The organism is Lonsdalea britannica (genome assembly GCF_002111595.1).
Lineage (GTDB): Bacteria > Pseudomonadota > Gammaproteobacteria > Enterobacterales > Enterobacteriaceae > Lonsdalea > Lonsdalea britannica.
Genome location: NZ_LUTN01000014.1, coordinates 13,867 through 38,572, shown reverse-complemented (window position 1 = coordinate 38,572; position 24,706 = coordinate 13,867). Strand labels below are relative to the sequence as shown.

Genomic DNA, 24,706 nt, shown 5'->3' with positions numbered 1-24,706 from the left:
ATATCTCCGGAAATTAATATCCCAATGCCTGCTTATAATACTGGTCATATAAAGAGCACTCTATATATGCTATAGTATTAACATTCCACATATTTACTATCGGATAAGTTGGCGGATCTATATCGTGATTTATTAAATTCTCAACATGGCTAAGAACCCCCATAAAGGTGACCTTGTAACTACCAGATTCATACCCTGCCGAAGCCCTCCTTCTTTCAATGACCTGAAATTTAGCACTATATGGATCCGGATCAGGATAAAATTCCTCAACCACCTCAGTTACGCAACTGCACACTGCTAAAGGTGCCGAAGATGTTATTTCTGATTGATTATAAGATATAGTGTTAACTTTCAAAGGAAGACAGTTGTTGTGATAAACGACCCTCCCCTCACTGTATACATAAAGACCGTATTCAGGAACATTCACTACAAAGTTTGAGAATATATAAATACGACCGGAAGTTGACTTCATAGCCGCCGAATTAAAGTTAAGAACAACGTATGCACCCGAACTATCTACAACCCAATTGATCCCATCCATGGACGATTCTATACTCCTATGGAACGCCATGAATGGGCTTGATGATGGTACGATGGTGGGTATACCTCCAGCCCCAGCAGCAACATCAATTACCTGAACAAGCACCATTGGAGTAAACGTGGGAGCAATTGCCAGTCGTCCATTTTTCATTATCTGCGCTGAGAATGTCATTAGTAACTCACAAAAACTATTATCGTGACGGTTGCATTGACGCTCCATGTTAATGTTGAGCCAGACACCGATATATTGAAAACAAGCTCCTTATTTGTAGGAGTGTTTTCGTTGAATATTACCGCATTCATTTGCATTCCATATTGCAATGAATATGATTTAGACCCTGACGAGCTAACAGTAAACGAGTCTATTACGTAATTGAAGTCAATACTATTAATAGCATCAAATGAGGTTCCATTTATAAAAGTCTGTATTCCGTAACTCATTTTACCTCCAATTCTATTTTCTTACCCATAACCACAGCTATATTACCATTTTCGTCGTACACAGATATTCTCTTATTTGTAATATACATCCTCCCTTCGCCGCTACTTGAGCCATTAACTTCAAAGGTGCCATCAGACTTCATTATTGTACCGGAAGTTCCTGCCACATAATTAGATGAATACCAAGATCCAACTTTAGCCAAAGTCATAGATGCATAATCAATAAAAGCATCCCTCATAAACACCTGTCCATTTACAGCGGTGAATGCAAGCTGGTAAGTTCCATTATTGGTGTTGTAAATACCAAAGTTATCTGCGCTGAATAAGGCGTATGACTGCGTAGTGCCGCCATTTCCTTCAACACCTAACTGCATCCCGGCAACGTATTTGTTGCCGTTATTGTCAGCCTGTACCTTTACACCCCATTGAGCCGATAGCTTGCCGCTAAGATCTGCATATGCACTTGATATTTGTTGAACGGATGAGGTGTTTTGGTCTGACTGGGATTGGATTTGCTCAAACTTTTGTGCGTATGCGCTATCGTTGTCGGCAACGGTCTGACGGACAGAGATGATATCTGCTCGATTGCGCCCATACGCCTCAAATTGATGATCGACAGATGCGTCGAGATTCATCGCATTCTGCAATATTCCTTCAATGTTTGTGTCAATGTTGGAAGTGAGACGTTCAAATGACTCTGATTCCCTAATCGCATCATCAATGTAATCAATCATGCCGGGTATATCAGATGACGCCTGACCTGACGCCTCAACGAACGCAGATGAACCAAACGCATTTCTCGTTCGAACATAGACGTAATAAGTAGTGTCGCCTTTTAGCCCATTGATTACCCATTGATTGGACCGGCCAAGATACTGGGCCTGATCTTCAACTTGGTTAAGGCTGGCGATCTGAGTTTCACCGCTGTACCAGAATTCGAATGTTGTGTCAGTCGTGGCCGTCACAGACATCACTGGGACGATATCTGCCTGAAATATACCAGGTGTCCACTGTATATAGGTGGGGGCCGACGGCGCGCCAATCACCATGCTGACCTGGGTTTCGGAGCCCTTCATCCCATTATCGTTACGCCCCCGGACGCCAAGGTTATATGTCCCGGCATCCAGGCCGTAGAATTCGTACCGATACTGGTCAGTCTCATATTGTTTGACCACCTGCCCGGACTCGTTATAAACGCGAAGTTCAAAACGGATATTCCGGGTCGTTGTTGCAGTCTCCCATGAGGCTGTTACCTGCACGGTCTCACTATTGGTGTTGGTGATTTTGAGGTTTTCAACGTTCGGGACTCGGTAACCATTTAGCGTATCGTTCGGCGCTTCAAATACGGCGCCCTCGTCAACGATGGCCTGTTTGTTTGGATCGTGTAGAGTTGCCGAGATAGTGTAAGTTGAGTTGTTTTCATCCTCAGCAATACCCATCACCCTAAATAAACGCGTGGCTACGGAAGCTGAAGATATTACGAAAACAGTTCCATCTCGAACCCATGCAGGTGCTGAACTGAGTGTGATTTTAGCGCCGTTAATGGCAGAAATTTCATAGCTAACCATCTTGCCGTCTGAACCCATGATTTTCATAGAGTCACCATTAGAGGCGACAGTAGAAACATCGGCATCGACAACAATGGTCGCGCCCGAATGAGAGATAATTCGGCCGCCAAGGCGGGCGGCAGCATACTTGTTATCCATGACTTCGATAACGTCACCAGGCATGAACGCAATCGCATCACGAGCCATTTGAAAATTGACGCTGCGGCTTTCTCGCTTAGCCGTTTCAATCATCCACTTTCCAGCGCGGTATGCCTGCCCTCGCGAGGTGCATCCATACGCTTCCAGGGTTGTCTCGATGTACCCGTACCGGTCGATCTGCTGGTCATCTGATACAAACTCTTTCGTTTCTGACCACCCGTTATTAGGGTCCGTCCAAGACACGACCACGGCGTTGTACCGTTCTGAACGCTTGGATGCACTGTACTTGAACACGCCATTAACAACATTAGCATTTGTTACTGCGGCCACCGCGTCCTGTGGGTTGTCCAGCATGATGGTGAAACGCATCCCATCCCACAAGGCCATCCCTCTGAACATTCCAGCAATATCATCCAGAATGTCTCTGGCGCTCGTCTGCTCTGTGACATAGGCGTTCAAAGTGAATCGCGGCTCCTCACCACCAAATCCATCATCAACCACCTGATCGCAGAACTGCGATAGCGTGTATAAGCTGCCGTCGTCTACATCAATATACCCAGCCTGTCTCGCAAGGCCGTAACGCTCATTCTTCACCAATGCACGGAATATCCATGCCGGGTTATTCGTCCACGCAGATTTGAAGCCACCAGTCCACAGGCCTGAGTAAGTCCTGTTTATCGGGTCGTAATTATCAGGAACGTCTACGATCAATCCACGTAAGTGGTAGGTCCTTGTCGGGGTGTCCGTGTACTGATCACGGTCGATAACCGCCCCACAAATAGCGGCATATGGGTAAGAAAGGTTGTAGTCAGAAATCTCTGTGTAGCTGTTCCAGACGGTGCCGTTAGTCAATAAATCACTGGTGCTGTCTGGGGTTGTACGACGTACGCGAATGTCGAACGGCTTTGTTTCTGGGGCGTCAATGGTGTGAGCTTCCAGGTACTCACCCGAAATTTTCCCGGTGATCGTGACCGTTTTTGCAATAGAGAACGAGCCGTTGTTGGTTCGTGTCTCGATAACCATCGTCACTGATGTATTGCTCTGGTTGCCTTTTGAGTCTTGAGATAACAGCCCTGAGACCCCAAGGTTAACTCTTACCCGGTCTACTTCCGAGTCCGTGACGGTGCGAACCAATGGCGTGTCGTACGCGACCTCATTGTTCACTATCGTCGTCGCCTCGATTGCGTCAAAGCCGTTTATCGCCGCTTGGGTGCCCGAACCAGGCCGCCACGCGACGCTTACGCCATTGATGTTGGTATTGCCTGAAGAATCTGTAACTGGGGAGTCGTTGAGTAGAAATGATGAAAGGTGTTCTTGGTCTACAGGCCCGTATATTGGCCCCTCCGAGACCAAATCCAATACTCGCAAAAACTGTTTTGACTTTAGGTTGTCGTCTACGAGCGTGGCCGTGCTGGAACTTCCGCCGCCTGATGCCATGACTTTCTCCATAAAAAAACCGCCCCGAAGGCGGCTATTTATTTTTTCGTTAAAAATTGGGGGTTAGCTGATCGATATTTCCCAATCAGCATTGTTAGATGTATCGATCCCGAGGCTAATCACATTGCTACCGACCACCATTTCACCCAACAGCAAGGGTACAGGGCGTCCCTGACCTACGCGATTATCAGCGCTTGTGAATGAGTTGTTGGTTATCGAGTCTGATTCTGAATCTGATTCGGCAGATGTCTTGACTTTCCCCGCCATATATGAGGAGTAAGCCCCAACCAAAAGCCCCATCGTTATAGCCGAAAATATAGGTGAGGATGTACCGATAGAACCCTCAATTACAGGAGCAAGCAGGACCGTCGAACCGTCTCGCAACTTACGGTTCATGTGGAAGTCGATTTGGTCGGGGTGAATATCATCACCGGCCATTCTGATGCGGAGTTTCGTCTTGTAGAAATCACGCTTGAATTCAGGACACTGCGCCAACAAAAGCCTCAGTCCCTGCGCGGCGGTTTCAACATTCAACTCAATTTGGCGGAAATGTCGTCGTAAATTCCCCGCAAATCTAAATTTGAGCACTGTTCATGCCTCCAAATGGAATGGGTTAACTTGATGTAGGCAGGGCGGCATGGCTCTCTTCTACTGAGACGACCTGCGTTTTCATGGTGAAGAACGATGTTATCGCCGAGGTAGATCATGGCGTGACATGGGTCGGACTCTGCGAAGGCGCGGCGGATGATCACGTCACCAGGTTGTATATCTGCAAATCCAACCTCGTGAAACCCAGTGGCTACCGCGTTCTTGATGTAAAGGTTTTCTCCCCTCACCCACCAGCCATTAGCCCTTTCGAAATCGGGCAGGTCTATCCCGGCGAGGTGGTATGCGTCACGGAACAGCGTGTAGCAGTCCATTGTTCCGTGGACAAAAGACCGGCCTAAAAGATGCGGGACGGGGTTAAATTTCCTCAGTCTCCCTGCGCTGACCAGCCACCAAGGAATTCCGGTAGAAATTTGTGCCACACGGTCGGCGCCAGACAGAACAAGTTTATCAATGGGATGGGAGTGAAATACCGCCGTTACCTCGCCAAGGTCTTCCGCCGCCATCCATTCCCTGTCGTCTATCCGGAAATGCAGGCTTGGTTCAGGGTGAATATTTTGGCATCTGAACAACCGACTATCTTCAATAATCAGCCCGCACACCTCATCGCTTGATGAGGCAGCATAGTTAAGGCATTCGCTTTCGATATCAGTCATCAGGACACCTTAGACGAGCCTGGGAAGCCGCCAAACGGCAATGAGTTTGGCTTAGGGAACCTCAGCCGGCACCCGGATAGGTGTTTTGAGCATTTGTCTTTGGACAGGTCCGAAGTGGCCGCGTCTTTCTCGTCCGCTACGGCGCCGCCGCTATATCCACACCCCTCCCCGCGATATTGCCATTGGCACACGTCGGCAAGAATGGTTCTGGCCGGGATGACAGCGTTGTCGCAATCAACAGGGGTCGCGAGGTTGTACGTAACCGTCTCGAAAGTTTCTTCCGCCATTTCCTCGATGACATAACGTGAAACCGCCTCCATCGTGCTGTCTGCTTCAGGGTTCCCGTTTGGGAAGTTCACCGCATCAAGGTGCTTTACCAACACCTGACGCCGTGTAACCACCGCGCCTAATGCATCATCGAAATCGTGGTTTATACCGGTGATTAGCCCGGATATGTTGGCGACCGTCATCGTAGGGCGTGAATATGTCCCTTCCGACTTGGTTTCAAACCCTTCTACAGCGATCGGGTAGGCAGAATAAACACGGCCCTGCCACACCACATCACCGAAGTAACCGTTAGTGCCGGAGTGAAACCGGATCACATCACCGCCGAAGCTCTGTAGGTCAACCTCATAGAGGTCAAGCATTGCGCCAACTCCGGCATCAACGCTCTCAATGATTAGCTCTGCTGGTATGTCTCTCATCGCGGAACCTGCTCGAACGTGGCGGACAGATCATATTTCTGCCCGGTTTTTGTCATCGTCCATGACCGGCACACAAAAAGAGCCTGAATGCCGGTATCTGATGGCGTCCAGTAGAATGACTCAACGGCGCCACGCGCCTTAATGAACGCCTCGGCATCCTTCGCGATGTTGGCCCTGCCACATAGTCCATCGACGCCAACGAAAGTCAGTGAGTAGCTGTCCATCAAAGGGTTAATTCCCTTGACCTGCCGCTGTCCATACCCGTCGCCAAGACTCACGACAGATACATTTGGCGTACGGGTAACCGTGAAGCCCTTTTGGGGACTCCATGTGAATGTTTCTGGCATTTGGTGGATCCTGTCTATAATTAGATTTAAAAAATTCTGACAAATGGGGATATATATGTCCGAAAATAAAGAATTGCTTATAGATTCATTAGCGGCGCAAACAGTGCTTCACTTCGTGATTTCCGTGCTAACTAATGAGCAGAAAGAACTACTGAAAGGATTGGCAAATTGTGCATCTCCTGCTATCGCCGACCCTGATGAAGATGATGAAATCAGGGAGTACATGAAAGAAATGCACATCAAAGTTAAAGAAATTATAGAGATTGGAACTAAGGCGTTCGAGTAACTAAGGCCGAACTCGCACCGTCTATTTTCTCGGCTGTAGAATGCCACCCGGCCTAGAGCTTTGCTCTTTAACTACTTTCATGGCCACGTTTTCCATGGTCTTTGCCATCTGTTTCTGGGTGGCATCATCAATTCCTCCCGACGTCTGAATATTGAACGCAACATTCATAACCACCCCTCCACCACCTCCACCGGAACCCCCGATATCCTTGTTACTGATAACAGAGCCGTTGTCGCCGGGGATCATGTACTGGTTGCCGTTGCTCGCCTTGAATATCTCAGGCTTGCCGCCTTCACCGACGCGGTACATGGAATCGGCCGATACAGGGCCGCCGTTCTTTCTCGCTCCAGCAATAGACATCGTCTGAGCCGCAGTCATCGCCGTGGTGTAGCCAGCTAAGCCTGCGGTCGCCGCACCTCCATACGAAGCAACTGACGCGGCCATAGCGGCCGGGGACCATGCGGTTAAAAGAGCAGATGCCGATGCGATACCTGCGGATGTCGAAGCTGCTAAGGCTGCAATTGATGTTGCCTGATTTGCAGCTATTGCGCTCTCCTGCGCCGCCTGCCCCATGAGCGTGGACATAACCCACTGCGTCCCCATCTGAACAAGGCTGCTGACAACGCCGTTTAAGATAGAGGTTCCTAGGTTCGCGAAGGACTCAGAAAGGCTCTGAGTCCCGTTGATCAGGCCAGTTATGGCACTAGATGCCCCGCTACTGAATGATTCAATGGAAGAAGCCAATAGCTCATTTGCCACGCTCTGGTTTCGGTAGATAGTCCACTGGGCAGCGATGCGCTGCTGTTCGTATTGGGTATCCGTCGCATTCCGTAACGCTTCAGCCTGGTCGTGGGTTAATGTTTTGTTGGCTTCGAACTGCTGAATTAGCGCCAGCTTTCGCGCGTTCTCATTAGCCAGCTGCTGAACAGGGTCAACCTTAGCGGCGGCATCCTGTTGCGGAGTGACTGCCTGATTAGCCCTTATTTCCGCCAGTTTGGTTTGATGGTCTTGCTCTAACTGCTCGGACTGCTGGTTATATTGCTGCTGACTAATGAGCAAATTGCCCTGCGAGTCCTTGGCGGATTTCAAAAGCTCCAGTTGCTGCTTTTGCTTGGAATAGTCGGCATTCTCTTTCAGTTCAGGAACAGAGCTTTGCGCCTTGAGCGCCGCTGCCTTATCCCATGCGGCGGCGGCGTCTCGCTCAACGGTAGCCACTTGCTCCGGCGTCGGGTTAATCAGCTTGCTCTTTGCGGCAAGTATCGTCTGCTCTCTTGACAAGTCACTCGTTGAGTCAGCGCTCAGCTCAGCTTTTTGGCGATAATCCTCTAAGACACGGGCGTTTCTTTCCGCCTGCTTCTCTGCGCTCTTACCTGCTGCCGCTGCGTCTCTGGTGGCTTTATCCCTTCCCTTCTCTGACTCCTTCAGGTCGTAATTCTTCGCGGCAGCTTCTTCAATCTGCCTCATCTGGTTTGAGTAAAGCCCCACTCCATCATTGAGCGCCTTTTGCCTGGCCTCGGCTATCGCACGCTCCCTTTTGTCGGTGATCGCCAGGAGGTCATTCTCTTCCTTGATTTTTTCGAGGTATTTATCGCCCTTTTCATTTCTTGGCACTTGCAAGCTTGATGAGTTGAAGTTCTCCTTGGCGGCAGATGCAATATCGATCATCTTGCTAGATGGCTCATCATCCCCGCAGCCACACCGGCGTTCTCAGCATCTTTAGCCAGTAACTCAACGCCTTCTTTAAGTTGCCCACTCAACTGAGCTTGGGCCATACCGAGAGCGCTTTTTGTTTTGCTTAGCTTTGTCTCAGCATCATCTGTGTCTCGCGCTGACTGAGCCACCTTATCTTGCCACTCAGACACGGCTTTTGATGCTGATTGATACGCCCACGACCCAGCCGTGGAGTTCTTCATTGCCTGTTGTGCGTTGTACAGGCCGTTGATGTTCTCTTGATGCGCCGCGCTCAATTCAGATAGGCGATCTTGCTGCGCGCGCAGGGATGTATTCAGGTCGGCGATTGTGCCGGACAGCTGAATATCATTCATTTGCCGCATTTTGGCGATCACGCCATCAAGTTTGTCAGCAAAGTCGATGGCTTCTTGCTTAGCCTGCTGGGACTTCTCATAGAAATAGAAAATCGCGCTGGCCGCGAGTGCTGCCACACCAGCTGGTCCTCCTACAAGAGAAAACGCACCTTTGGCCGCAGTGACTGCTGCCGTCATCGCGCCTTGCGCCGAGGCAGCCTTGTATGCCGCTGCTGCGTTCTTGATCATTTCTGTTGTTGATGCGGTTAGCGCGCCAAGGTATCGAGACCCCATAACCGCACTGACGGCGAGTACGATATTAGAAACGGCATCTAGGCTTTCGCTCAGCGTGATTACGGTATCGTTAAAGATCTTGATTCCGGTTTTGGCAGTGGACGATGAACCAACAAATTTGGTGATATTGTTGCTGGCAGTCTGCATTGCCTGCCCAATGGTCGTCGTCGTTCTGGCAAACTCTTGCCCTATTTTTGAACCCTGAGACAACAATCCATTAATAACCACATCCGTGGTGAGTTTCCCGGCATTTGCCAGTGCTTTCATCTGCCCGACAGACACGCCCATTGAATCAGCAAGCGCTACGATAAGCCGGTTTCCCTGCTCGTTAACTGAGTTAAATTCTTGTCCGCGAAGGGTTCCTGATGCCAGCGCCTGCGAAAGCTGAATCATCGTTCCTTCCGCTTCGCTAGCGGTTGCTCCGGATACGATGAGCCCTTGGCTGATGATGGTAGTCAGTTTGGACAGATCACTGACACTGGTCCCATAGCTGCGGGTGGCTCGCTCAAGCCTAGCGTAGATTGTCGCCGTACCTTCCAGGCTGGAACGTGTTTGCTGTGATATATTGAAGACGCGATCAGTTACGTCTGCCGCGCTCTCGCTTGCTCGGCGGGCATTCGCTAATTTGTTGCTGAGCGTCGTCCATGCATCGGCATACGCCGAAACCTGACGAGCTGAAAGCGCAGCTGATACTGCGGCTGCCACCCTAGACAGACCGGTAAGAACGGAGGTGGATGCTGATGCTGATGTGGCGACTTGATTTTGAGCCGTCTTCATGTCGTACAGTTTTCCGGCGAGCTCACCGATTTCTTTCGTCTGCGCAGATGTAGCAGTTGAGCCAGCACGTAGCTGAGCCGCCAGCACAACGGCGCTGCGGGCGCCTTTTTCGTTTGCCTCTTCGAGGATAGCGACTTCGTTACCAAGCCGTTCCATCATCTTGGCAGCCTGACTCGCATCATCTGCCGATCTGGCTATCGACTTACCGGCGCTATTCGCAGACTTACCGACACCGTCGAAATTTCCTGACGCTTTACCGGCGTTGGAGCCCATGCCAGACAGTGCTTCATTAACCTTTTTTGCTCCATCGAGAAGCTGAGCTGATTCAAGCTCAATGTCGATGTAAATCCCGCCAAGGTTTTCGCTCATCACTTTCTCCGGGCAATAAAAAACCCGCCGTGGCGGGTTAGTCGTTAATCTAAAATAGTTTTTTAATATCTATTCCATAAACAGCCATCCACGCATCACGAGGCCATGATTTGACCGTGCCGAAACGTTTATCATCAACTTCTTTTGGTTCAACACCGCTATCACGGCACCATTTACGCAACGGCTGCCATTTGAATTCCCGGCCTGTCTTTTTCTCTACAGGGATAATTGCAGCGTAATTTTTGCCTTCGCCCAACCGCTCAGCCAACCTGTTCTTCTCTCGTGTCGCCACTGAAGCGGTGGCCATCGCAGTAGCCTCCCGTCTTTTACCAATCCACGCTTTAGTTTCGATGGCATAATCTCGCTGCTGGGCGATGATTCTGTTTTCCTTAACCTTAGAAAGAAGGTCTTCAAGCGCTTGCTCATACGACAGTGGCAATGCGCTAAATTCCTGCGGCCGAAAATATGAATCCTCAAGTTTCTCAAAGAATCCCCAAGCCTCATCTGTGTCTACAATCTTGGACATGCGGGCGGCGCCCTTCTCTGTCCACAGTGTTAACGAGCGAGCTTTGCTGGAAATTTGTGCGTTAACATTGTTTACTCGCAAATTTCGAAGATTTTCACCCTCGATAGTAAAGGTGTGAACTCCCTCGTTGAATCTTTCTCGGTGATTCTTCAAATTGACGCGGATATTAACCTCGTCCGTACCATATCCTTTTGCAAGAGTCTCAGTGGTGACAACGCGGACGCCGCACCACTCAATAACTGGACACATGTCAGGATCGACATTAAGAACGGGGTTTGCTACATTTAACGCAGTTGATTGTTGCATTAGAATCTCCAGTCAACAGTTGATGTAAGCCGCCAGCGTCCACTGGCGGTTTTTCTTTTTGCGCCATCCCATACGCCTATCAGTGAATCCTTCCTTTTCTATCTTCCTTAACCAGCGCCTTTTCAAGCGGCAGTGTAATGAATGTCATGTAAGCCAAGCGATCACTAATATCGCCACGGCTTTTGTACTCCATCAGCCTCAAGGCATCCTCTAACCCACCCCTCCAAATATCCTTAATCTCCGAAAGAAGATGGTTTATAGATCGCGCTGCATTCGCAGCATTATGGAAATCGAAATCTGACGGTACGTTACCGTGCGCAACTTCACGATCCAGAATGTCGAGCACCCATCGACGGAATTCTTTGGCTACCGGGGTATCAGAAAACATGGCGATGAGGTGAGCGCCGCGAATTGAAAATACACGAACCTTTTTCTTACGTAAGCTATTGTTTATACCGTTGGTTGTCATATTGATAACCAATGACATTCCGGGTGTAAACTCGTCCTGATTACGGTTATATAAGATGCTTACAGCCTTTGTATCAGCATATCCTAGCGCTTTCGCCAACTCGGTAGATGTCAGCCAAATAGAGCCGCCATCAACTACAGGATGAAAAGTGGTGTTGTGGAACTTCAGCTCGTAATTAGTTAAACTATTCATGTCGATGTTTCCCGCAAGGTTACGTTCGATAGAGGCCCGGCTGGTGTTAGCGCACTGCCGGGTTTCGTCGTTTTTACTTCCCACTTGAACGCTCCTCACGAAGACAACGCGCCAGACGTTGCACGATCGCAGAATTAATCGATATTCCATCCATCTCAGCCATGCGCCGGATGTCCTCTTTCATGCGCTCAGGTAGACGCAGTTGAAAACTATCGTTCTTACGCCCGGTGTAAAGTACGTCTTGCATTTACTTCCCCTTATAGTGATGACATCATTTTGATGCCTGACACCATTATGATGTCATTGTAGATAATGTCAATATGATGCTACTTTGTTTTGTATATATTATTACGGTTCAAAAAAATGACGGAAAAAGAAGATCCAGCTTTCGTAGAAAGGTTCACGGTTAGAATGCCTGACGGGATGCGTGACGCTGTAGCTGCCAGAGCAAAGGCTCATGGCCGTTCAATGAACTCGGAGATCGTGCAGATACTGCAGGATGCGCTAATCAAAGATTCCATTTTTGGCGATATAGCCAACGAACCCATAGAACAATTTCCTTATGATCCTGATAAGGAAATAACAATTACCTCTTCAGAGCTAAACGAATTCCTGAAAAATGCTGCCAAAGGGATAATCGAAGATGCTTCAGAACAGATAGCTAAAGACGCAGCTGAGGCAGCTATAGGTGGACTTTTAGAGATTTATGAACTTGTGCCTAAGGGAAAAAAGCCCACCTGAGTGGGCCTTTTATCAACCTAATGATCCGATACAAATTTATCTTGTCATTTGTATGCTGCTATTTTTTCTCTTAAATCTTTTGAATCTTGGCAATACATTGCCTCTTCCGGCGAGGTCGGTTTATTTTTCACACACTCACCATAAAGTGTGTCGTTCTGCTGGACGCTTTTCATTATTATCCCGACAACCCTTTTGCAAAGCTCTGGTTTTGGATGTTCTTTGCAAACACCGTTATGTAGCTGGTCCAACATGTCACTAGACCGGTTTTCTGCCATGGACATAAATGGCAATAAAATCGCCAAATAGAAAACAAAAATTCCATTTCTCATAGCGCTATCCCTCATCAGAAAATGACCACGCAATCCTAGTAAAATGCTTACACACCACATCTTCCTTACTTATAAGACGATTGAGTTACGATTTTCTTGCCGTCAGGCTCAGAACAGGAAACTGTAATTACACCATCATTAGTCCAAAGCTTTACGACATAAAGGATTCCAGTATCGACAATCTCTTTTGCGGGATAGTTCCCCAAGATCTGGCTGTAGACACCATAAGTGCTATTTCTACAGCTTTTGAAATCTACGTTCTCTACGCTTTTTGTTACGGGAGATTCTTGCTCTGGATACTGCCCTGATGCGTCCATGGAGTTGAGCTGCTCCTTTGTATAGCTTGTTGACGCGGCAGCGTTAAGCGATAAAAAAATAGCAGTGACCAATAAAATCTTCTTCATATCTCTACCCCTTTGATTGCAATCAGAACAATCCTATCACAACTAGCTAGGCCCTCAAGGTGATTGGTTAGTGCTGTTTATATATCAGGATGGGATCGTTCGGAATCTCAGGGTAAGTTGTTAGCTCACACACAAAAGGAGTTAAAAATGACGGACATCATAAATCCTAAGGCACACCCAGAATTAGCCGCTCAACAGTTGGTTATTGAGTTGATTAGAGCCGGCAAGATTGATGCCGGCTATGAAATGAATGCGGAGGAGCTTCTACGCATTTACGACATCATTGAGAAGCATTTAACTGAGAAGTACCCTCAAACACAGGGCGGGATTTACTAACTCATTAGCTTTTCGAAGGCACGTTTGATGATAAGAGCCACTTCCTCTGGCTCTTTTGTACTGCCCGTCAAGAGCGCCTCTTTTAGCGTTTCTGCCATGATGGCTTGAATCGGCTCTGGGATTTCATAAAAATTCATATATCCACCCTTTGTGGTTTCTGATGTCATTTCGGTTTTACTCATGGTTTTTCGTCCTTATTTTTTGCCTGCATTGGCAATTCGCTTGGCTTTCTTAGCCAGGTAGTCATCTGCGACCTGGTCGTATTCTTCGCGGGTGAATCCTTTCTGGTCTGGGTATTTCGCCGCCAGCAGCATTTGAAACTCTGTCATGGTCAGCCGTTCAGCTTCCTCACGACTGAGATTCAAATGCGTACGCGCCGAGGTGATGTATTCGAAAGCGTTAAACTCCGTCGTGGCACCGCCGCCCTCATTGCGCTGTAACTGACGAACTTTGGCTTTGCCGATAATGCCATGGGTAATTAGCGATCTGGCGATAATCACCATGTCGTTAAAGCTCATTCTCCCTGGGCGATAAACAAAGGCCCATTTGCCGGTTCGTGAAGGGATAATCTCGCCCACCAGCGGCGTTACATCTTCGTCACAGCAGGACTGAATCACATCCATAGCTGCATACAGGACTGGCTTTATCAATTGCGGTCTGGTGATGAACCTCGACACGCACGGTGGTGTCACCCGGTATACCTTTTTGATGCGCGATATCAGCGGCGCAAGCTCATCTTTGTGCAGCACATAGAACGCCCTGACGATTTCCTCCGGCGTCCCGATTTTTGTCATGGCCGCAAATGATGGCCGAAAGAAATAGTCCCTATCACCTGAAGAAATCAGGCACTCTCCGATATCTTTGTGAGGCGTCATATGTTCTCCGTAATCATTATCAGGGGCAGCACGCCACCCCTTGTAATGATCACGCAACCGTGACTTCGGACGTGGACGTGAAGCCGCCGTCAGCTGTGGTGGCCGTGATAGTCGCGGTGCCATCGGCAACGCCGGTAACCAGACCAGTGGAACTGACCGTAGCGATCGCCGTGTTAGACGACGCCCAAGTTACAGACTGGTTGGAAGCGGTGGATGGTGCGACCGTAGCCGTCAGCTGAGTGGTGGCACCCACAGCGACAGAGGCGGTGGCCGGTGATACCGTTACGCCGGTGGCAGCTACCGTCTCGTCGGAGTCGATAACCTGAATGGTGCTGGCGTCGCCAACTTTGAACTCAGTGCTCAGGGTGACGATATCGTTAGTGCCGCCATCAGAACTCAGCGCGGTGACCACCATGTAGCCAATGAAGGTGACCGGGCCGTACTCCATACGAACCCAGATCCCCGGCTGACGCCGCGCCGACAGTTCCGCAGCGAAGTACTTGATGAATCGGCCTACGCCGTACTGGTCCAGCTTGTCCTGCTTGCGGACTTCGCCTTCAAAGCTCATGGTGAAGTCGGAGTTGGTGATGATGCTTTCGACATAACCGCCGCCGTCGTCAGCGTCAGATGTCACTGTGTTGGGCGAGAAGTCCCACCCCTTGCTCGTACCGGCGGCCAGCGCTTTCCATTCTGATTCCTGCGGCTGCGTATCGCTGCAACCGTCGGCAACTTCAAGCACGACGGCGCCACCGAACAAACGTTCGTTGCTATTCTGGCAATTAGCCATATTTGGTCCTCTGTGTTTTGACTAGTCGCCGAATGTGGCGACGAATTGGAGCCTGTAAACTAACCGGCCTTCTTCGGTGAGAACGGGGGCGGGGATGCCTCCGAGGTTTTCCAGGTAGCCGACACAGTCGTCAGCCATTGGATTCTGTTGGACGTAGTCAATGATGGATTGCACTGCGGCGTCTACGGCGGGATTGCCACCCTTGGCGCCGATCACATCAACTATCACGAAGTGTTGCGAACCCAACCCATTACGGATTGACGTACCTCCGTTAGGACGGAAAACCATCATCCTTTCATTCTTCTTTGGCGTGTCTGTCCACATAAGAAGCTGGACAACAAAACCATCAGCAAGCCCGGCATTAAGGAAGTAATTTCTAACCCTGGTGTGCATTGGTGGGGTCATGGCATCAGCTCCTTTTTGATTGCTGCAACCATTTGCTCTTTCACGTCATCAACACCTTTCTTAAGGAATTCTTTCTGGGCGGTGGCCCTGCGGAAATTCTGCGGAATGTTAGGGTCGTGAACATAGACGGCGTAATTGGCTGAATAACCGATTCTCCCGGTGATCCTTGTTCCATTTAAGCCCAGTTCGCGGTACTGGGAATTAAGCAAAGTTGAGGTGTCGATCGGGGTGTACAGCGCGGCCTGCGACCCTCCGATTAACATCGCAGCCTGAACTGCTCTTATGGCCCTCTTTCCCCTAACGTCGCTGATGAACTCGTTGACGCTCATATGGGTTTCACGAACGCCTCTGACCTTTATCCCCATATCAAACTCCCGTAAGGATCGCCCAATCATCAGCGGTTCGCTCGAAGGTGTCGGAATAGCGGATAACCTGCATCACTTCATCAGCGCCAGCGGATATCGGGTCAGGTTCGGATGATTCACCAATAAGAACGTAATCACCTGCTCCAATGGCAGAATATTCAGTCCATACGGTGTTCTTGATTACCACCTCAGAGCCGATATTACCTATTCGCTTGCTTAATCCACCCTCGTAATCACACAGGATCACTTCTGGCGGGGAGTAACCCATTGGGTCGCCATACTCATTGGCCCCCTCCAGCTTTCTCCATATGGTTGCCTTGGCGGTATATGACCAGTTAGCGACGCTGCTCACTCTCTCCACCTCGCTACTGTTGGGTTGGTGGCTGCTACCCGCTTGCACAGGAACACCCATGAACCATCACCACTGACGTACCCCGTCGTCTGGATGCCGGCGTCAGTTACAAGCCAGACACGAACATAAGGCTTCGGGGTGCGCACAGAAGGTAAAATCCATTCCATTTCACCCTCCTACCACGTCGAAGAAGCCGACCGACTTACTAGACAGCGGCAGGCCAGACAGGCACCCGTGCGTGTCCCATGCCTGAATCTGCTTGTAGAGATAGTCAGTACCGGAGGAATCGTAAGCGAAGGAGCGTGAAGCCCCAGACGGGGCAGATTGAGAAGATATCTTTCTGGCGCCGGACAGGGCGGCAAGCCGCACAGCGGCGTAGATAAGCAGCAGCTGTTTTAGGCTGTCTGAATACCCCGCCCCGTCCATACATTCAGATACGCCATTCGCTTGATCAATGAGAAGCAGCAGAACAGCATCAGGCAGCGTGAATCCCAGCTCAGCCATCATCGGCTTTACGTCATCAATCGCTATCTTCACCATTTTCGCCCCGCTTTTTTCTTCCGCGTTTTGATGGCGTTGCCACCTCGAAAGAAACATTGCCAATTCGCTCGGCCAGCCCTGCACTCACCCAGCGGTTGGCAACATCGTCTGAAACCTCAACCTGGCCACCAACCTCCAGCTTCTGGAAATTGGCACCGGCGAATAGGTTATTTGCGATAACTTTTACCAGTGCCATATATCCCCTTACTCGCCAGAAGCGTGGACAACGGAGAAGTGACCGGCGATGTCAGTCTTAACCATCAGACCAGCAGCGCCCCATGTGCGCCATACGTAATCACTGTTGTAGAACGGACGCGGGTCGGCAACGGTGCCGAACGCCTGACCGACAATCGGAGCCACTACGCCAGCAGACAGCGATGATGATCACTTCGTTTCCGGACAGCTGAGAGTCGACCTTAATTGCCGAGATACCGGACAGCTTCAGCAGTTTTTCGTACAGGGTTGGCGCGGCGTAGTTGTCGCTGTAGTCCTGCTCCAGATTTGACATGATCTCTTGAGATACATACCAGGTCTGGTCGCCGTACTGCATGTTGGTCACGCGAACCACGTCACGCAGCGCAATGAACTGTGCGCGGATTGCTTTCGGATCGGTTGAGGTGGCGAGGTTGGTGATCAATGTGACCTGAGCGACGCGCTCGTCGTTCTTGATACCCTTCCACGTTTTGCCGTCAAACTGCGCATAGTTGCCGCTGTCGTCACGGAAGCCGTTGAAGATGTAATCGACGTAGGTGCGGCGAACCTGAGCTGAAGATTCAGCCTGCGCATCGGCAATAACGTCAAATGCGTCCGGGTTGTTCAACCGGGGGTCGCGCCAGTTGAATTTGAAGCCAGTGTCATGCACCGGAACCATCGTGCCGTCGTAATCGTAAGCCGTGGCATCCAGCGCCGCGCCGATCTGACCGCTCATGGAGGTGTGCCCCCACATTTTGCCGCCGGACTTAGCGTATTCGTAGACCGTCGCATTGATGCGGACAGAGCGAGACAGCGGCGTAAGGTCGTTCAGCAAAGTGAATTCATCTTTGTTCTCAAACTGACGCAGAACGGTCTGATCAAAGGTTTTGTACAGGTCTGCCGGGGAACGCACAGCGTTGATGCCGTTAAGCTGAGCTGCTGTGTTAACGCGATCAGAAATTTCCTGCATCACGTTAACGCCCTGGTGGTTGACTGCCGCCTGACGCTCTTGCGCCAGCTGCGCGAACTGATAGCTATTTACCGCCAGGTTACCGGTCTTTTCACCGATTGATTTAGAGAAAACTAACATTGTGTCTCCTTACTTGAACACGATGCGGACGAGGTCGCCAGCGGCTGCGGTGATGGATGACTCTTCGACGTAGCCAAAGGTCGGGGTAGCAGTTTCTGATGTCACTGGGGTGATCTGTCCGTCGACTACGGCAACCGCCATGCCTTTTGTGTAGGTGCCAGCAGCTGCTCGGACGTTCAGAAACATGCCTTGCAAAGGTTGGATGCCGACCACCAGCTCATTGGCCGGGATGACTTCATCTACGTTTTTGCAGCGCAAGTAGTCCATATTCGCCACATACAGAACGGCGTCATCATCGCCTTTGGTGGAGGCGGTGAACTTGCCGGATACGAAGTGGCCAACAGTGCCTGGCGTGGTTGCCGCTGCCGCTGCGCCTTCGCGATTGAGTAACGGGTTAGGGAAAATACCGCCCGCGTGAATTACGTGTTTACCGTCTTTAATCGCCATCAGTCATTACTCCGGCATTTCAGAAATGGATTGTTCGGTTGAGTGGTTAAACGCACCGCTCAAACCCCGTGAAGTAGCGCATTGAGCAAAGAGGCCATCCAGTGCCGCGCCATCCAGCGCGTTCACCGCCAGGTCATCAAGTCCGAATTTGGCTTTAACGGCAGCGCGTTTTTCGCCCTTCTCTTTGTCTGCGTTGGCGTTCAGGCTGTTAACAACACTCTCAACGCGCTCAGCCAGAGACTTGGCCCATGCCGGAACCTCTTCTGCATTAGCTGCGGCGTCTTTAGCTGCTTTATCCTTCGCCGCCTTTTCGTCGGCCTCTTTCTTCTCACGCGCGGCTTTCTCTTCAGGCGTTTCGTCTTTTTTAACCGCCTTTTCTGCTGCCATCTGGTTATATGCGTCCATCAGCTCGGCATCGGTTTTGCCATCAGTCGGTTTGCCGGCAGCTTTGAGCGCGTTAACGATCAGGTCTTTCATCGGGTCTGTTTCTCCGTTGGTTTTAACTTCGTACTCAGTTGGTTTGCGCACGACTTCTTGTGGCTCGCCGACAAAAACAGCCTTGCCGTCATCATCGATGAGGTACTTTTGCTTGAAATATCGGGACTGGTCTCGGTAGATGAAGGTGTCGGGCCATACAGACTCAGGCCACAGCCAATTGTCATCAGTGCGGCCTTCTCTGAGCTTGTCGCTCAGGGCGCGTTGAATATCATCGAAAGAGAAATTTGAAGCGTTGGTGAAAAAGAATTTGGCTTTATTCAGAGCGCCTTCGCGGGTGCAGTCGTAGCCATCCGACAGGTTCGCAATCTCGATTTCTTGCTCGTCACCATCGGCATTAACGAAAATACCAACGCCTTCTTCTGGGGTTCCCGCGCCGGGCTCATCCAGAAGCACCGCAACATGGTCAAACATCATGTTGGTGGCGATTTCGTTGTACTTTTTGCCCTTCGATTCACCGTTGGCCGCGATGCCGGAATACAGGAGGCCGGTCGAAATGTGGATGGGCTCTGCATTGGTACCAGCAATCATTTCATCCAGACGGTTGATTAGTCGCTTGCCCTTGTCGCTAGACTCTGCGTACTGGCGATCGACGTACATGTCGCCGGTGACCTTGCCGTCGGTGTGATTGACGTTCTGTAGCCACGCACCGACGTGGTAGTTGTTCACCGCCCGCACATCCCGAGCTGATACGTGCTTGCCATCCACTTTAGGGTGGCCGAGAGGCATCGGGTTGCGCTCAAGGGTGTTGTAGGCCTTGCCAATTTCTGCTGCCGGGTACAACTTCCGATTCATCACGATGTCATCTACGACAGGCGTGATGCCGCGAACCACGATATGTGGCTTGCCGTCGATGGTTTCAGTGGTGATGTTTGAAGCGGAGTTGACGACGGTCAGCACGTTAACGCGATTGCGCTTCATGCTGTGTCCTCGTTGATGGTGATTAATTCTCTTGCTGGAACCAGCTCTTTCGTTCTGACTCGAGTCTTTCAACAAGTCCGGGATTAACGACCTTACCCGCGGAGTCGAGAACTACGGGGATTTGAGAGCAGTAGCACCGATAGCGATTCCCGCGTTCGGCGTAGAACGCCTCCACCTCTTCAGTGGGGTACGTTCTCCCGTGCCGAGATGCATGCCATGCGCGTGTTGTGGGCTTGAGAGCAGATATCCACATTACGGCTGTGTTCAGGCCGAGCCTATCTTTTGCCCAATCCGTTTCAAGCCACTGAGCCTTGCGCAGCGCGCCGACCTGCTCTGTTTGCGCGATGTTCTCGGCGGATGCCTGACTAACATCCAAGCGGCGACTGATTATCTTTGCAGTCTCTCTCGGGTTGATGCCTCGGCCAATCGAATCAGCAATGACGTTAGCTAGATCTGCCCGCGCCCGGTCGGATATGCCTTTCCAGTCGCTGTAGGTCGATACATACGCAGCAGCAACCTGATTCTGATATGCAGGAGACGACAGGAGAGCCGACAGCGTTGTTTGCGACGCGTAGATGGGTGATTGCACTGATAAATTAGTAAATGCTGCTAGTGTCCCCCGATTGTACTCAGCGGCGACATAATCTAGCGCCCACAGGTTATTACTACCGCCGTCCAAAAGGTGGTCATCAAGGATAGTCTGAACAATCTGTAGCAGGCTTGCCAACTGCGCGGCTGACATGTCGTAGATGTACGCTCCGGCGTTGACCTGATAGAGAGTATTGCCATGTAACGAGAAGCTGGACTGACTGTTTATCGCGGAATCACTGCCGGTCATCCTCTGGTCGATAACCTGCTTCAACGCCAGCTTAATCCGGTAATAACGGTTACGGATATCTTTGCGCATCTTGCCAACGGCGCGAGAGGATTGGGTCGGGTCTGTTTTATTCCTGGGTACTATCGGCGTCCGGATTGTCGGTTGTTTGTTCTCCAGTGAGAGGGTCAACATGTGGCGTCTCCGGGATGTCCTGTTCTTGAATCGGGTCTAATTCACCGGCCATGCGGACCTCGTTAGCATCAACGGCTGGGGTGCCATAGGCCTGCTGGGTTTTCAAGGCGATGTCGGCCATCTTGCTCATGTTATCGAGCTTCTCGCTATCACCAGGAGCTAGCAGGTCAGACCAAACTACCGACATTTCTCCGCTCTTGGGCGGGTCAATTATCCCTACCGCCCACCATCGCTCAGTCACAGCGCCAATCAACCATGAAAGAAAACCTGCACGCCGTTCGTTGCAAGTAGCGGCCCATGCTTTTTTATCCTCAGTGGATGCGAGGTTGCCTGTCTGCTTACCGAACAAAATGTTGAACGGGCATCTGATGGTTGAGGCGTAGCTGTTGGCTGAAACCGTCCACGTAGGGGTGGGGTCAGCGGCAGCTACAGAAAGCACAGATGTGGTACCTGATTGGGTCACCAGTGCCGAATCTGAGCCTTGATTTAGTTTGGCGATTTTATCGTTCATCGCCTCACCTAGATCTTTATATCCAGCTGCAACCGCCTGCTGAGCAATCGTGGTCATATCCGTGCTTGAGTCAAACGACACGCCTAGCTGACGACTGGCGTTCTTCAGGAACCCTTCCGCACTACCACCCTTCGCTTTTTCGATATCCAGCAGGTCGTTATAACCGGCCTCGTTGAGCGGGATTCCTGACAGGATGTTATCGTCCTCTGAACCCTCAGCCAGGATGATTACGCGGTCGGGATGCACAGTGACATGGCGAACGTGTCCGTACGTTCCGTCATTACCCACCGGCTGCTCATTGAACTGATAGTTTACTGGCTGCCCGTAAGTAGGCGAATGAGTATCGATGTCGATGTTGCCGGGCTTAATCTGAGACTCCCACGCCGGTATCATCTTCACCAGAGCGCTGTCGCCCAGGCGCTTAACTAACGCGGTATCAACTGGCTGATCCCAGTCACGGCCATCTTTGATTTGCAGAAGCAACGCTGAGTAACGACCAATTAGGTTCCGACGATCGGCGTCTTTAATTTTTGACCAGTGCTTCTTGAGCAAGCGCGTTACCGTGGATTCCCATTCGTTGGTGGCTTTCGATTCGGATGTTTCCGGACCGTCGATAATAACTGGCTTGTCAACCCAGCATGAGTCCAGCGTCTTATGAACCCCGGCGTATGCCGCCGAGTTGCGCCGGTAAGCGCGGTAGAGCATGCCGAAGTCTACCGAGTCTGGATAACCGAATTCGTCCCATAACTTGGTTCGCTTCGTGTTGCCGTTGAACTGCCCGGCATAAAGCATTCTTTGCCGTCCGACTAAATCAGCAACGGCATTGACGAGGAATGAAACCTCGTTGTTTGAATTACTCACTGATTAGCCCTCAGAAGAAGATTGCGCCTGTAGATTTGTGGTTATTCTTGGATACAGCGAAATACCGGAATGCATCAGATCCGTGAGAGGTGAAGTCATGAAGGGGTTTGTCTTTCCAGCAACCGCGCTTGTCGTCCCACTCTTTTCGATAACCTTCTAGGTGTGAGATACCAAGCTCGCACTTGTGGCTGTCGAAAGCACATTTAGGGAGAATTTCACGCACCGAATCAATGCCTGTGTCTACCCCAAGCTTTGGGGCCACCTTAAATCTGATGGAGTATTTCATCCCATCGATTTCAAACCCCTCGGCGGCTATTTGCTTGCGACTTTTTCCATCGCCTGCAAACTCCCGGTTGTCTATATCGTGCGGCGCCCAATGTTCGCCGTACTCATAACCCCTGTCTTTCAGCACTTTCATGTAGTGTCGTAAACCTTCGCCTGAGTTCTCGTAGTAGTCGATGACGTGAAACTCTTCACCTACCTCACGAACAAACCAAATGGCCGTTGAATCACCTACGCCGATATCCCAAAACGTATGGACGGGAAGATGTGAGTTGTCCGGTAGCTCACCGATACGATTATTGGTGTAGAGCCAGCGGAACTGTTTGGCGTAGTAAGCGCCCTCGACTGACTGCTGGAATGCTTCAGCGGGTATCGTTGGATACTCACGCTTCATGTCATCGCCGAGAGTCTTTTCTTTGGCGCAATACCACGCTTTCTGGCGCTCATCGAGGGTGACGCCGTGCTTGGCTTCCATCTCATCGAAGTAATCAATCAGGCGCTGCGGTAACGCCTCTACCGGGTCAATTGCGTACTGCGGATTCTTCCACCAGGAGAAGAAGAAAAACTTCCAGTCCAGCGGGGAAAGCGTTTTCCCCTGCAATAATGCCTTTTCGGCAGTCTGGCAGTAATCGAAGAAGTAACCAGCCCGCCCTTCTGCCGTGCTCTCGATAGTGGCAAAGCATCCGGTTGATACCGCCTCAAACGCACCAGTGACAATCTCACGGGCCTTGTCCGGATACTTGGCGCATATCTTCCCGAACTCGGAAACGTGCAGGTAACGCAGCGTACCGCCACGGAATGACGTACTGACGTATAGCGATCCGCCCTTTTTAAATACCAACTCCCCGGCAGAGTCATTACTGGCCGGGTTGGCCGCTTTGATTTCTTCAGGAAGATTGTCGAAGGCGAACTTCACTTTCTCGCGGAACAGCCGCTTTGCATCATTCAGTGTGTGGGCGATCAACGCGCACTTTGCAGATTCAAACAGCGCCGCGTCGAGCTGGATAATGCACACTTCAGTCGTGAAACCGAGCTGACGCGCTTTGAGAATGATATTGCGGGTGTGGATACCTTCGAAGTACTCACGCTGCTCTGGCGTCATCCTGAAGCGCGTCGGCTTACCTTCTTTGTCGGTGATCCAATAGAGATTATTGAGCCGCCAGTCTTTATCAGCCAGTAGCTTGAGGTGCTCAGGTTTCATCAGGCCCCCTGAGACAAGGAGTCCATCAGGTCAGATAGTTTCTTAACGGAGTTGTCGCCTTCCGGCCCGTCGATGTCGTAAGCCTGGCGCTCAAGGCCAATAAGCGTCTTCAAGGTGTCCGAGAGGTCTTTCATCGACTTAACTCTCCCCGGCAGACTAATGACCTTGTGATAAAGCTCATTGAGGCGATCGCGCCCATTGTCGTCAGGGTCGAACATGATATCGCCGAGCTTTTCGAGTGCCGACACATCGCCACATTGAGCACCCAGCTCATCAAACAGTGAGTTAGCGAGATTTCTTGCCCGGCGAATGTCTCCGCGATGTTCCATACGGACTGTGGCAATGACTTCAGCATTAGCCTCAATCAGTATCCGTTCGCTGGTAGCCGTTTCAGTGGATACCTTGCTGGATACCTCTCGTTTGGATACCAGCGCATCAGCCTTTGCTTTAATCTTCGCCTTGAGGTCTCTTTCCCACCCATCTCGCTTTGCTCGCTTATTGATGGCGCCATGGGTAATGCCGTGCTGTGATGCAATTTCGCGGATAGACAACAAACCAGCCCGGTAAGCCGATTCGATAGCCTCCCAGTCGGGTTTTATTGCCATAAATAATATTTCCTGCTGGTTTGTTTGATATATCCCCGGGGAAAGGCAATACCGCCACCCGAGGATTCAGTATGTTTGTTCTGTAAAAAGCACTCATAGAATGCTCTTTGCAGAATTTCATAAAATAAGCCCGATTCTTCCGCCACGGTTCGGGCCGACCGCCATGTGAGTCGAAATCGCTGGTAAAACTCGGCGTATTCCAGTTTTTGATTCGCTATGTGCGCTCTACGGGGAATTTGCGTGTCATCGCTAACACATAGGACGGGGACTGAACGGCC

Annotated in this window: 29 protein-coding genes and 2 pseudogenes; 3 read left to right on the top strand and 28 right to left on the bottom strand. The window is 50.6% G+C overall.

Translation table 11 applies throughout. The features are described 5' to 3' along the window. Window positions 1–13: 13 nt before the first annotated feature. The 6 genes from AU509_RS17985 to AU509_RS12390 all read right to left on the bottom strand — a co-directional run bounded on the left by AU509_RS17985 (window position 14) and on the right by AU509_RS12390 (window position 6,437). Window positions 14–712 (bottom strand): hypothetical protein, encoded by a 699-nt coding sequence (locus AU509_RS17985; protein ID WP_139824052.1) that lies wholly within the window; start codon window positions 710–712, stop codon window positions 14–16. 265 nt (window positions 713–977) lie between these two features. Further along, window positions 978–4,124 (bottom strand): TipJ family phage tail tip protein, encoded by a 3,147-nt coding sequence (locus AU509_RS12410; protein WP_094118492.1) that lies wholly within the window; start codon window positions 4,122–4,124, stop codon window positions 978–980. A gap of 63 nt (window positions 4,125–4,187) precedes the next feature. Beyond that, on the bottom strand, window positions 4,188–4,712 hold the full coding sequence (locus AU509_RS12405; protein WP_094118491.1) for a tail assembly protein: 525 nt from the start codon (window positions 4,710–4,712) through the stop codon (window positions 4,188–4,190). Next, window positions 4,655–5,386: a C40 family peptidase gene (locus AU509_RS12400; RefSeq protein WP_094118490.1), complete on the bottom strand. Its 732-nt coding sequence runs from the start codon at window positions 5,384–5,386 to the stop codon at window positions 4,655–4,657. Before AU509_RS12400 ends, AU509_RS12405 begins: the two co-directional genes overlap by 58 nt. Next, on the bottom strand, window positions 5,386–6,090 hold the full coding sequence (locus AU509_RS12395) for a phage minor tail protein L (protein ID WP_094118489.1): 705 nt from the start codon (window positions 6,088–6,090) through the stop codon (window positions 5,386–5,388). Before AU509_RS12395 ends, AU509_RS12400 begins: the two co-directional genes overlap by 1 nt. Then, on the bottom strand, window positions 6,087–6,437 hold the full coding sequence (locus AU509_RS12390) for a phage tail protein (protein WP_094118488.1): 351 nt from the start codon (window positions 6,435–6,437) through the stop codon (window positions 6,087–6,089). Before AU509_RS12390 ends, AU509_RS12395 begins: the two co-directional genes overlap by 4 nt. A 55-nt stretch (window positions 6,438–6,492) precedes the next feature. On the opposite strand from AU509_RS12390, the gene AU509_RS12385 reads away from it, so the two are divergent. Next, window positions 6,493–6,723: a hypothetical protein gene (locus tag AU509_RS12385; RefSeq protein WP_118895066.1), complete on the top strand. Its 231-nt coding sequence runs from the start codon at window positions 6,493–6,495 to the stop codon at window positions 6,721–6,723. A gap of 21 nt (window positions 6,724–6,744) precedes the next feature. Here the strand turns inward: AU509_RS12385 and AU509_RS12380 are convergent, their stop codons facing one another. The 5 genes and pseudogenes from AU509_RS12380 to AU509_RS12360 form a co-directional block, all read right to left on the bottom strand. After that, the gene (locus AU509_RS12380; RefSeq protein WP_094118486.1) at window positions 6,745–8,388 is read right to left on the bottom strand and encodes a phage tail tape measure protein; all 1,644 of its coding nucleotides are present in this window, start codon (window positions 8,386–8,388) and stop codon (window positions 6,745–6,747) included. Then, window positions 8,385–9,818, bottom strand: a pseudogene (locus tag AU509_RS12375) (tape measure protein); the annotation flags it as partial. The pseudogene AU509_RS12375 and the gene AU509_RS12380, both read right to left, overlap by 4 nt. Window positions 9,819–10,236: 418 nt before the next feature. Continuing rightward, a complete protein-coding gene (locus tag AU509_RS12370) occupies window positions 10,237–11,019 on the bottom strand; it encodes an ORF6N domain-containing protein (RefSeq protein WP_094118484.1) in 783 nt (260 codons plus the stop codon). Window positions 11,020–11,098: 79 nt separating this feature from the next. Continuing rightward, window positions 11,099–11,764: a BRO-N domain-containing protein gene (locus AU509_RS12365; RefSeq protein WP_094118483.1), complete on the bottom strand. Its 666-nt coding sequence runs from the start codon at window positions 11,762–11,764 to the stop codon at window positions 11,099–11,101. Then, window positions 11,754–11,927, bottom strand: a complete 174-nt coding sequence (locus AU509_RS12360; RefSeq protein ID WP_094118482.1) for an Arc family DNA-binding protein — start codon at window positions 11,925–11,927, stop codon at window positions 11,754–11,756. Before AU509_RS12360 ends, AU509_RS12365 begins: the two co-directional genes overlap by 11 nt. Window positions 11,928–12,043: 116 nt before the next feature. Between AU509_RS12360 and AU509_RS12355 the strand changes: the two genes are divergently transcribed. After that, entirely contained in the window at window positions 12,044–12,421 is a 378-nt protein-coding gene (locus tag AU509_RS12355) for an Arc family DNA-binding protein (protein ID WP_094118481.1), read from the top strand. A gap of 44 nt (window positions 12,422–12,465) precedes the next feature. Here the strand turns inward: AU509_RS12355 and AU509_RS12350 are convergent, their stop codons facing one another. Together AU509_RS12350 and AU509_RS12345 are read right to left on the bottom strand one after the other, a co-directional pair. Next, the gene (locus AU509_RS12350; RefSeq protein WP_139824051.1) at window positions 12,466–12,750 is read right to left on the bottom strand and encodes a hypothetical protein; all 285 of its coding nucleotides are present in this window, start codon (window positions 12,748–12,750) and stop codon (window positions 12,466–12,468) included. A gap of 65 nt (window positions 12,751–12,815) precedes the next feature. Next, a complete protein-coding gene (locus AU509_RS12345; RefSeq protein ID WP_162896364.1) occupies window positions 12,816–13,154 on the bottom strand; it encodes a hypothetical protein in 339 nt (112 codons plus the stop codon). Window positions 13,155–13,301: 147 nt separating this feature from the next. Here AU509_RS12345 and AU509_RS12340 point away from each other — a divergent pair, with 147 nt between their 5' ends. Next, a complete protein-coding gene (locus AU509_RS12340; protein ID WP_094118479.1) occupies window positions 13,302–13,490 on the top strand; it encodes a hypothetical protein in 189 nt (62 codons plus the stop codon). Here the strand turns inward: AU509_RS12340 and AU509_RS12335 are convergent. From AU509_RS12335 to AU509_RS12260, 15 genes and pseudogenes are all read right to left on the bottom strand, one after another. Further along, complete coding sequence (locus AU509_RS12335; RefSeq protein ID WP_094118478.1) at window positions 13,487–13,672, bottom strand: hypothetical protein; 186 nt, start codon at window positions 13,670–13,672, stop codon at window positions 13,487–13,489. The genes AU509_RS12340 and AU509_RS12335 overlap by 4 nt on opposite strands. A gap of 12 nt (window positions 13,673–13,684) precedes the next feature. Further along, window positions 13,685–14,365, bottom strand: a complete 681-nt coding sequence (locus AU509_RS12330) for a DUF6246 family protein (protein WP_094118477.1) — start codon at window positions 14,363–14,365, stop codon at window positions 13,685–13,687. A 49-nt stretch (window positions 14,366–14,414) separates the two neighbouring features. Further along, on the bottom strand, window positions 14,415–15,152 hold the full coding sequence (locus AU509_RS12325; protein ID WP_094118476.1) for a phage tail tube protein: 738 nt from the start codon (window positions 15,150–15,152) through the stop codon (window positions 14,415–14,417). A 21-nt stretch (window positions 15,153–15,173) separates the two neighbouring features. Then, complete coding sequence (locus AU509_RS12320; RefSeq protein WP_094118475.1) at window positions 15,174–15,557, bottom strand: phage tail termination protein; 384 nt, start codon at window positions 15,555–15,557, stop codon at window positions 15,174–15,176. After that, on the bottom strand, window positions 15,554–15,922 hold the full coding sequence (locus AU509_RS12315; protein WP_094118474.1) for a hypothetical protein: 369 nt from the start codon (window positions 15,920–15,922) through the stop codon (window positions 15,554–15,556). The genes AU509_RS12320 and AU509_RS12315 overlap by 4 nt, the downstream gene beginning before the upstream one ends. 1 nt (window position 15,923) lies before the next feature. Further along, window positions 15,924–16,274 carry a hypothetical protein gene (locus tag AU509_RS12310; protein WP_094118473.1) on the bottom strand — a complete coding sequence of 117 codons (351 nt, stop codon included), beginning with the start codon at window positions 16,272–16,274 and terminating at the stop codon, window positions 15,924–15,926. A gap of 168 nt (window positions 16,275–16,442) precedes the next feature. After that, on the bottom strand, window positions 16,443–16,814 hold the full coding sequence (locus AU509_RS12300; RefSeq protein ID WP_094118471.1) for a DUF7370 family protein: 372 nt from the start codon (window positions 16,812–16,814) through the stop codon (window positions 16,443–16,445). Next, window positions 16,795–17,010 (bottom strand): hypothetical protein, encoded by a 216-nt coding sequence (locus tag AU509_RS12295; protein WP_094118470.1) that lies wholly within the window; start codon window positions 17,008–17,010, stop codon window positions 16,795–16,797. Before AU509_RS12295 ends, AU509_RS12300 begins: the two co-directional genes overlap by 20 nt. An 8-nt stretch (window positions 17,011–17,018) precedes the next feature. Further along, window positions 17,019–18,096: pseudogene (locus AU509_RS12290) on the bottom strand (major capsid protein). Window positions 18,097–18,105: 9 nt separating this feature from the next. Further along, on the bottom strand, window positions 18,106–18,543 hold the full coding sequence (locus tag AU509_RS12285) for a hypothetical protein (protein WP_094118469.1): 438 nt from the start codon (window positions 18,541–18,543) through the stop codon (window positions 18,106–18,108). Between the two features lie 6 nt (window positions 18,544–18,549). Next, a complete protein-coding gene (locus tag AU509_RS12280) occupies window positions 18,550–19,959 on the bottom strand; it encodes a DUF2213 domain-containing protein (RefSeq protein WP_094118468.1) in 1,410 nt (469 codons plus the stop codon). Between the two features lie 22 nt (window positions 19,960–19,981). Beyond that, window positions 19,982–20,866: a phage minor head protein gene (locus AU509_RS12275; RefSeq protein WP_100053527.1), complete on the bottom strand. Its 885-nt coding sequence runs from the start codon at window positions 20,864–20,866 to the stop codon at window positions 19,982–19,984. 37 nt (window positions 20,867–20,903) lie between these two features. After that, window positions 20,904–22,340 carry a DUF1073 domain-containing protein gene (locus AU509_RS12270; RefSeq protein ID WP_094118466.1) on the bottom strand — a complete coding sequence of 479 codons (1,437 nt, stop codon included), beginning with the start codon at window positions 22,338–22,340 and terminating at the stop codon, window positions 20,904–20,906. 10 nt (window positions 22,341–22,350) lie between these two features. Continuing rightward, window positions 22,351–23,823, bottom strand: a complete 1,473-nt coding sequence (locus AU509_RS12265; RefSeq protein WP_094118465.1) for a terminase — start codon at window positions 23,821–23,823, stop codon at window positions 22,351–22,353. Further along, window positions 23,823–24,428 carry a hypothetical protein gene (locus tag AU509_RS12260; RefSeq protein ID WP_094118464.1) on the bottom strand — a complete coding sequence of 202 codons (606 nt, stop codon included), beginning with the start codon at window positions 24,426–24,428 and terminating at the stop codon, window positions 23,823–23,825. The genes AU509_RS12265 and AU509_RS12260 overlap by 1 nt, the downstream gene beginning before the upstream one ends. Window positions 24,429–24,706 lie beyond the last annotated feature (278 nt).

What these genes read in the sequence shown, in the direction of transcription:
- AU509_RS17985 (WP_139824052.1), bottom strand. Translation starts at nt 712, where the DNA reads ATGACATTCTCAGCGCAGATAATGAAAAATGGACGACTGGCAATTGCT.
- AU509_RS12410 (WP_094118492.1), bottom strand. Translation starts at nt 4,124, where the DNA reads ATGGCATCAGGCGGCGGAAGTTCCAGCACGGCCACGCTCGTAGACGAC.
- AU509_RS12400 (WP_094118490.1), bottom strand. Translation starts at nt 5,386, where the DNA reads ATGACTGATATCGAAAGCGAATGCCTTAACTATGCTGCCTCATCAAGC.
- AU509_RS12395 (WP_094118489.1), bottom strand. Translation starts at nt 6,090, where the DNA reads ATGAGAGACATACCAGCAGAGCTAATCATTGAGAGCGTTGATGCCGGA.
- AU509_RS12390 (WP_094118488.1), bottom strand. Translation starts at nt 6,437, where the DNA reads ATGCCAGAAACATTCACATGGAGTCCCCAAAAGGGCTTCACGGTTACC.
- AU509_RS12385 (WP_118895066.1), top strand. Translation starts at nt 6,493, where the DNA reads ATGTCCGAAAATAAAGAATTGCTTATAGATTCATTAGCGGCGCAAACA.
- AU509_RS12380 (WP_094118486.1), bottom strand. Translation starts at nt 8,388, where the DNA reads ATGATCGATATTGCATCTGCCGCCAAGGAGAACTTCAACTCATCAAGC.
- AU509_RS12370 (WP_094118484.1), bottom strand. Translation starts at nt 11,019, where the DNA reads ATGCAACAATCAACTGCGTTAAATGTAGCAAACCCCGTTCTTAATGTC.
- AU509_RS12360 (WP_094118482.1), bottom strand. Translation starts at nt 11,927, where the DNA reads ATGCAAGACGTACTTTACACCGGGCGTAAGAACGATAGTTTTCAACTG.
- AU509_RS12355 (WP_094118481.1), top strand. Translation starts at nt 12,044, where the DNA reads ATGACGGAAAAAGAAGATCCAGCTTTCGTAGAAAGGTTCACGGTTAGA.
- AU509_RS12350 (WP_139824051.1), bottom strand. Translation starts at nt 12,750, where the DNA reads ATGAGAAATGGAATTTTTGTTTTCTATTTGGCGATTTTATTGCCATTT.
- AU509_RS12345 (WP_162896364.1), bottom strand. Translation starts at nt 13,154, where the DNA reads ATGAAGAAGATTTTATTGGTCACTGCTATTTTTTTATCGCTTAACGCT.
- AU509_RS12340 (WP_094118479.1), top strand. Translation starts at nt 13,302, where the DNA reads ATGACGGACATCATAAATCCTAAGGCACACCCAGAATTAGCCGCTCAA.
- AU509_RS12335 (WP_094118478.1), bottom strand. Translation starts at nt 13,672, where the DNA reads ATGAGTAAAACCGAAATGACATCAGAAACCACAAAGGGTGGATATATG.
- AU509_RS12330 (WP_094118477.1), bottom strand. Translation starts at nt 14,365, where the DNA reads ATGACGCCTCACAAAGATATCGGAGAGTGCCTGATTTCTTCAGGTGAT.
- AU509_RS12325 (WP_094118476.1), bottom strand. Translation starts at nt 15,152, where the DNA reads ATGGCTAATTGCCAGAATAGCAACGAACGTTTGTTCGGTGGCGCCGTC.
- AU509_RS12320 (WP_094118475.1), bottom strand. Translation starts at nt 15,557, where the DNA reads ATGACCCCACCAATGCACACCAGGGTTAGAAATTACTTCCTTAATGCC.
- AU509_RS12315 (WP_094118474.1), bottom strand. Translation starts at nt 15,922, where the DNA reads ATGGGGATAAAGGTCAGAGGCGTTCGTGAAACCCATATGAGCGTCAAC.
- AU509_RS12300 (WP_094118471.1), bottom strand. Translation starts at nt 16,814, where the DNA reads ATGGTGAAGATAGCGATTGATGACGTAAAGCCGATGATGGCTGAGCTG.
- AU509_RS12295 (WP_094118470.1), bottom strand. Translation starts at nt 17,010, where the DNA reads ATGGCACTGGTAAAAGTTATCGCAAATAACCTATTCGCCGGTGCCAAT.
- AU509_RS12285 (WP_094118469.1), bottom strand. Translation starts at nt 18,543, where the DNA reads ATGGCGATTAAAGACGGTAAACACGTAATTCACGCGGGCGGTATTTTC.
- AU509_RS12280 (WP_094118468.1), bottom strand. Translation starts at nt 19,959, where the DNA reads ATGAAGCGCAATCGCGTTAACGTGCTGACCGTCGTCAACTCCGCTTCA.
- AU509_RS12275 (WP_100053527.1), bottom strand. Translation starts at nt 20,866, where the DNA reads ATGCGCAAAGATATCCGTAACCGTTATTACCGGATTAAGCTGGCGTTG.
- AU509_RS12265 (WP_094118465.1), bottom strand. Translation starts at nt 23,823, where the DNA reads ATGAAACCTGAGCACCTCAAGCTACTGGCTGATAAAGACTGGCGGCTC.
- AU509_RS12260 (WP_094118464.1), bottom strand. Translation starts at nt 24,428, where the DNA reads ATGGCAATAAAACCCGACTGGGAGGCTATCGAATCGGCTTACCGGGCT.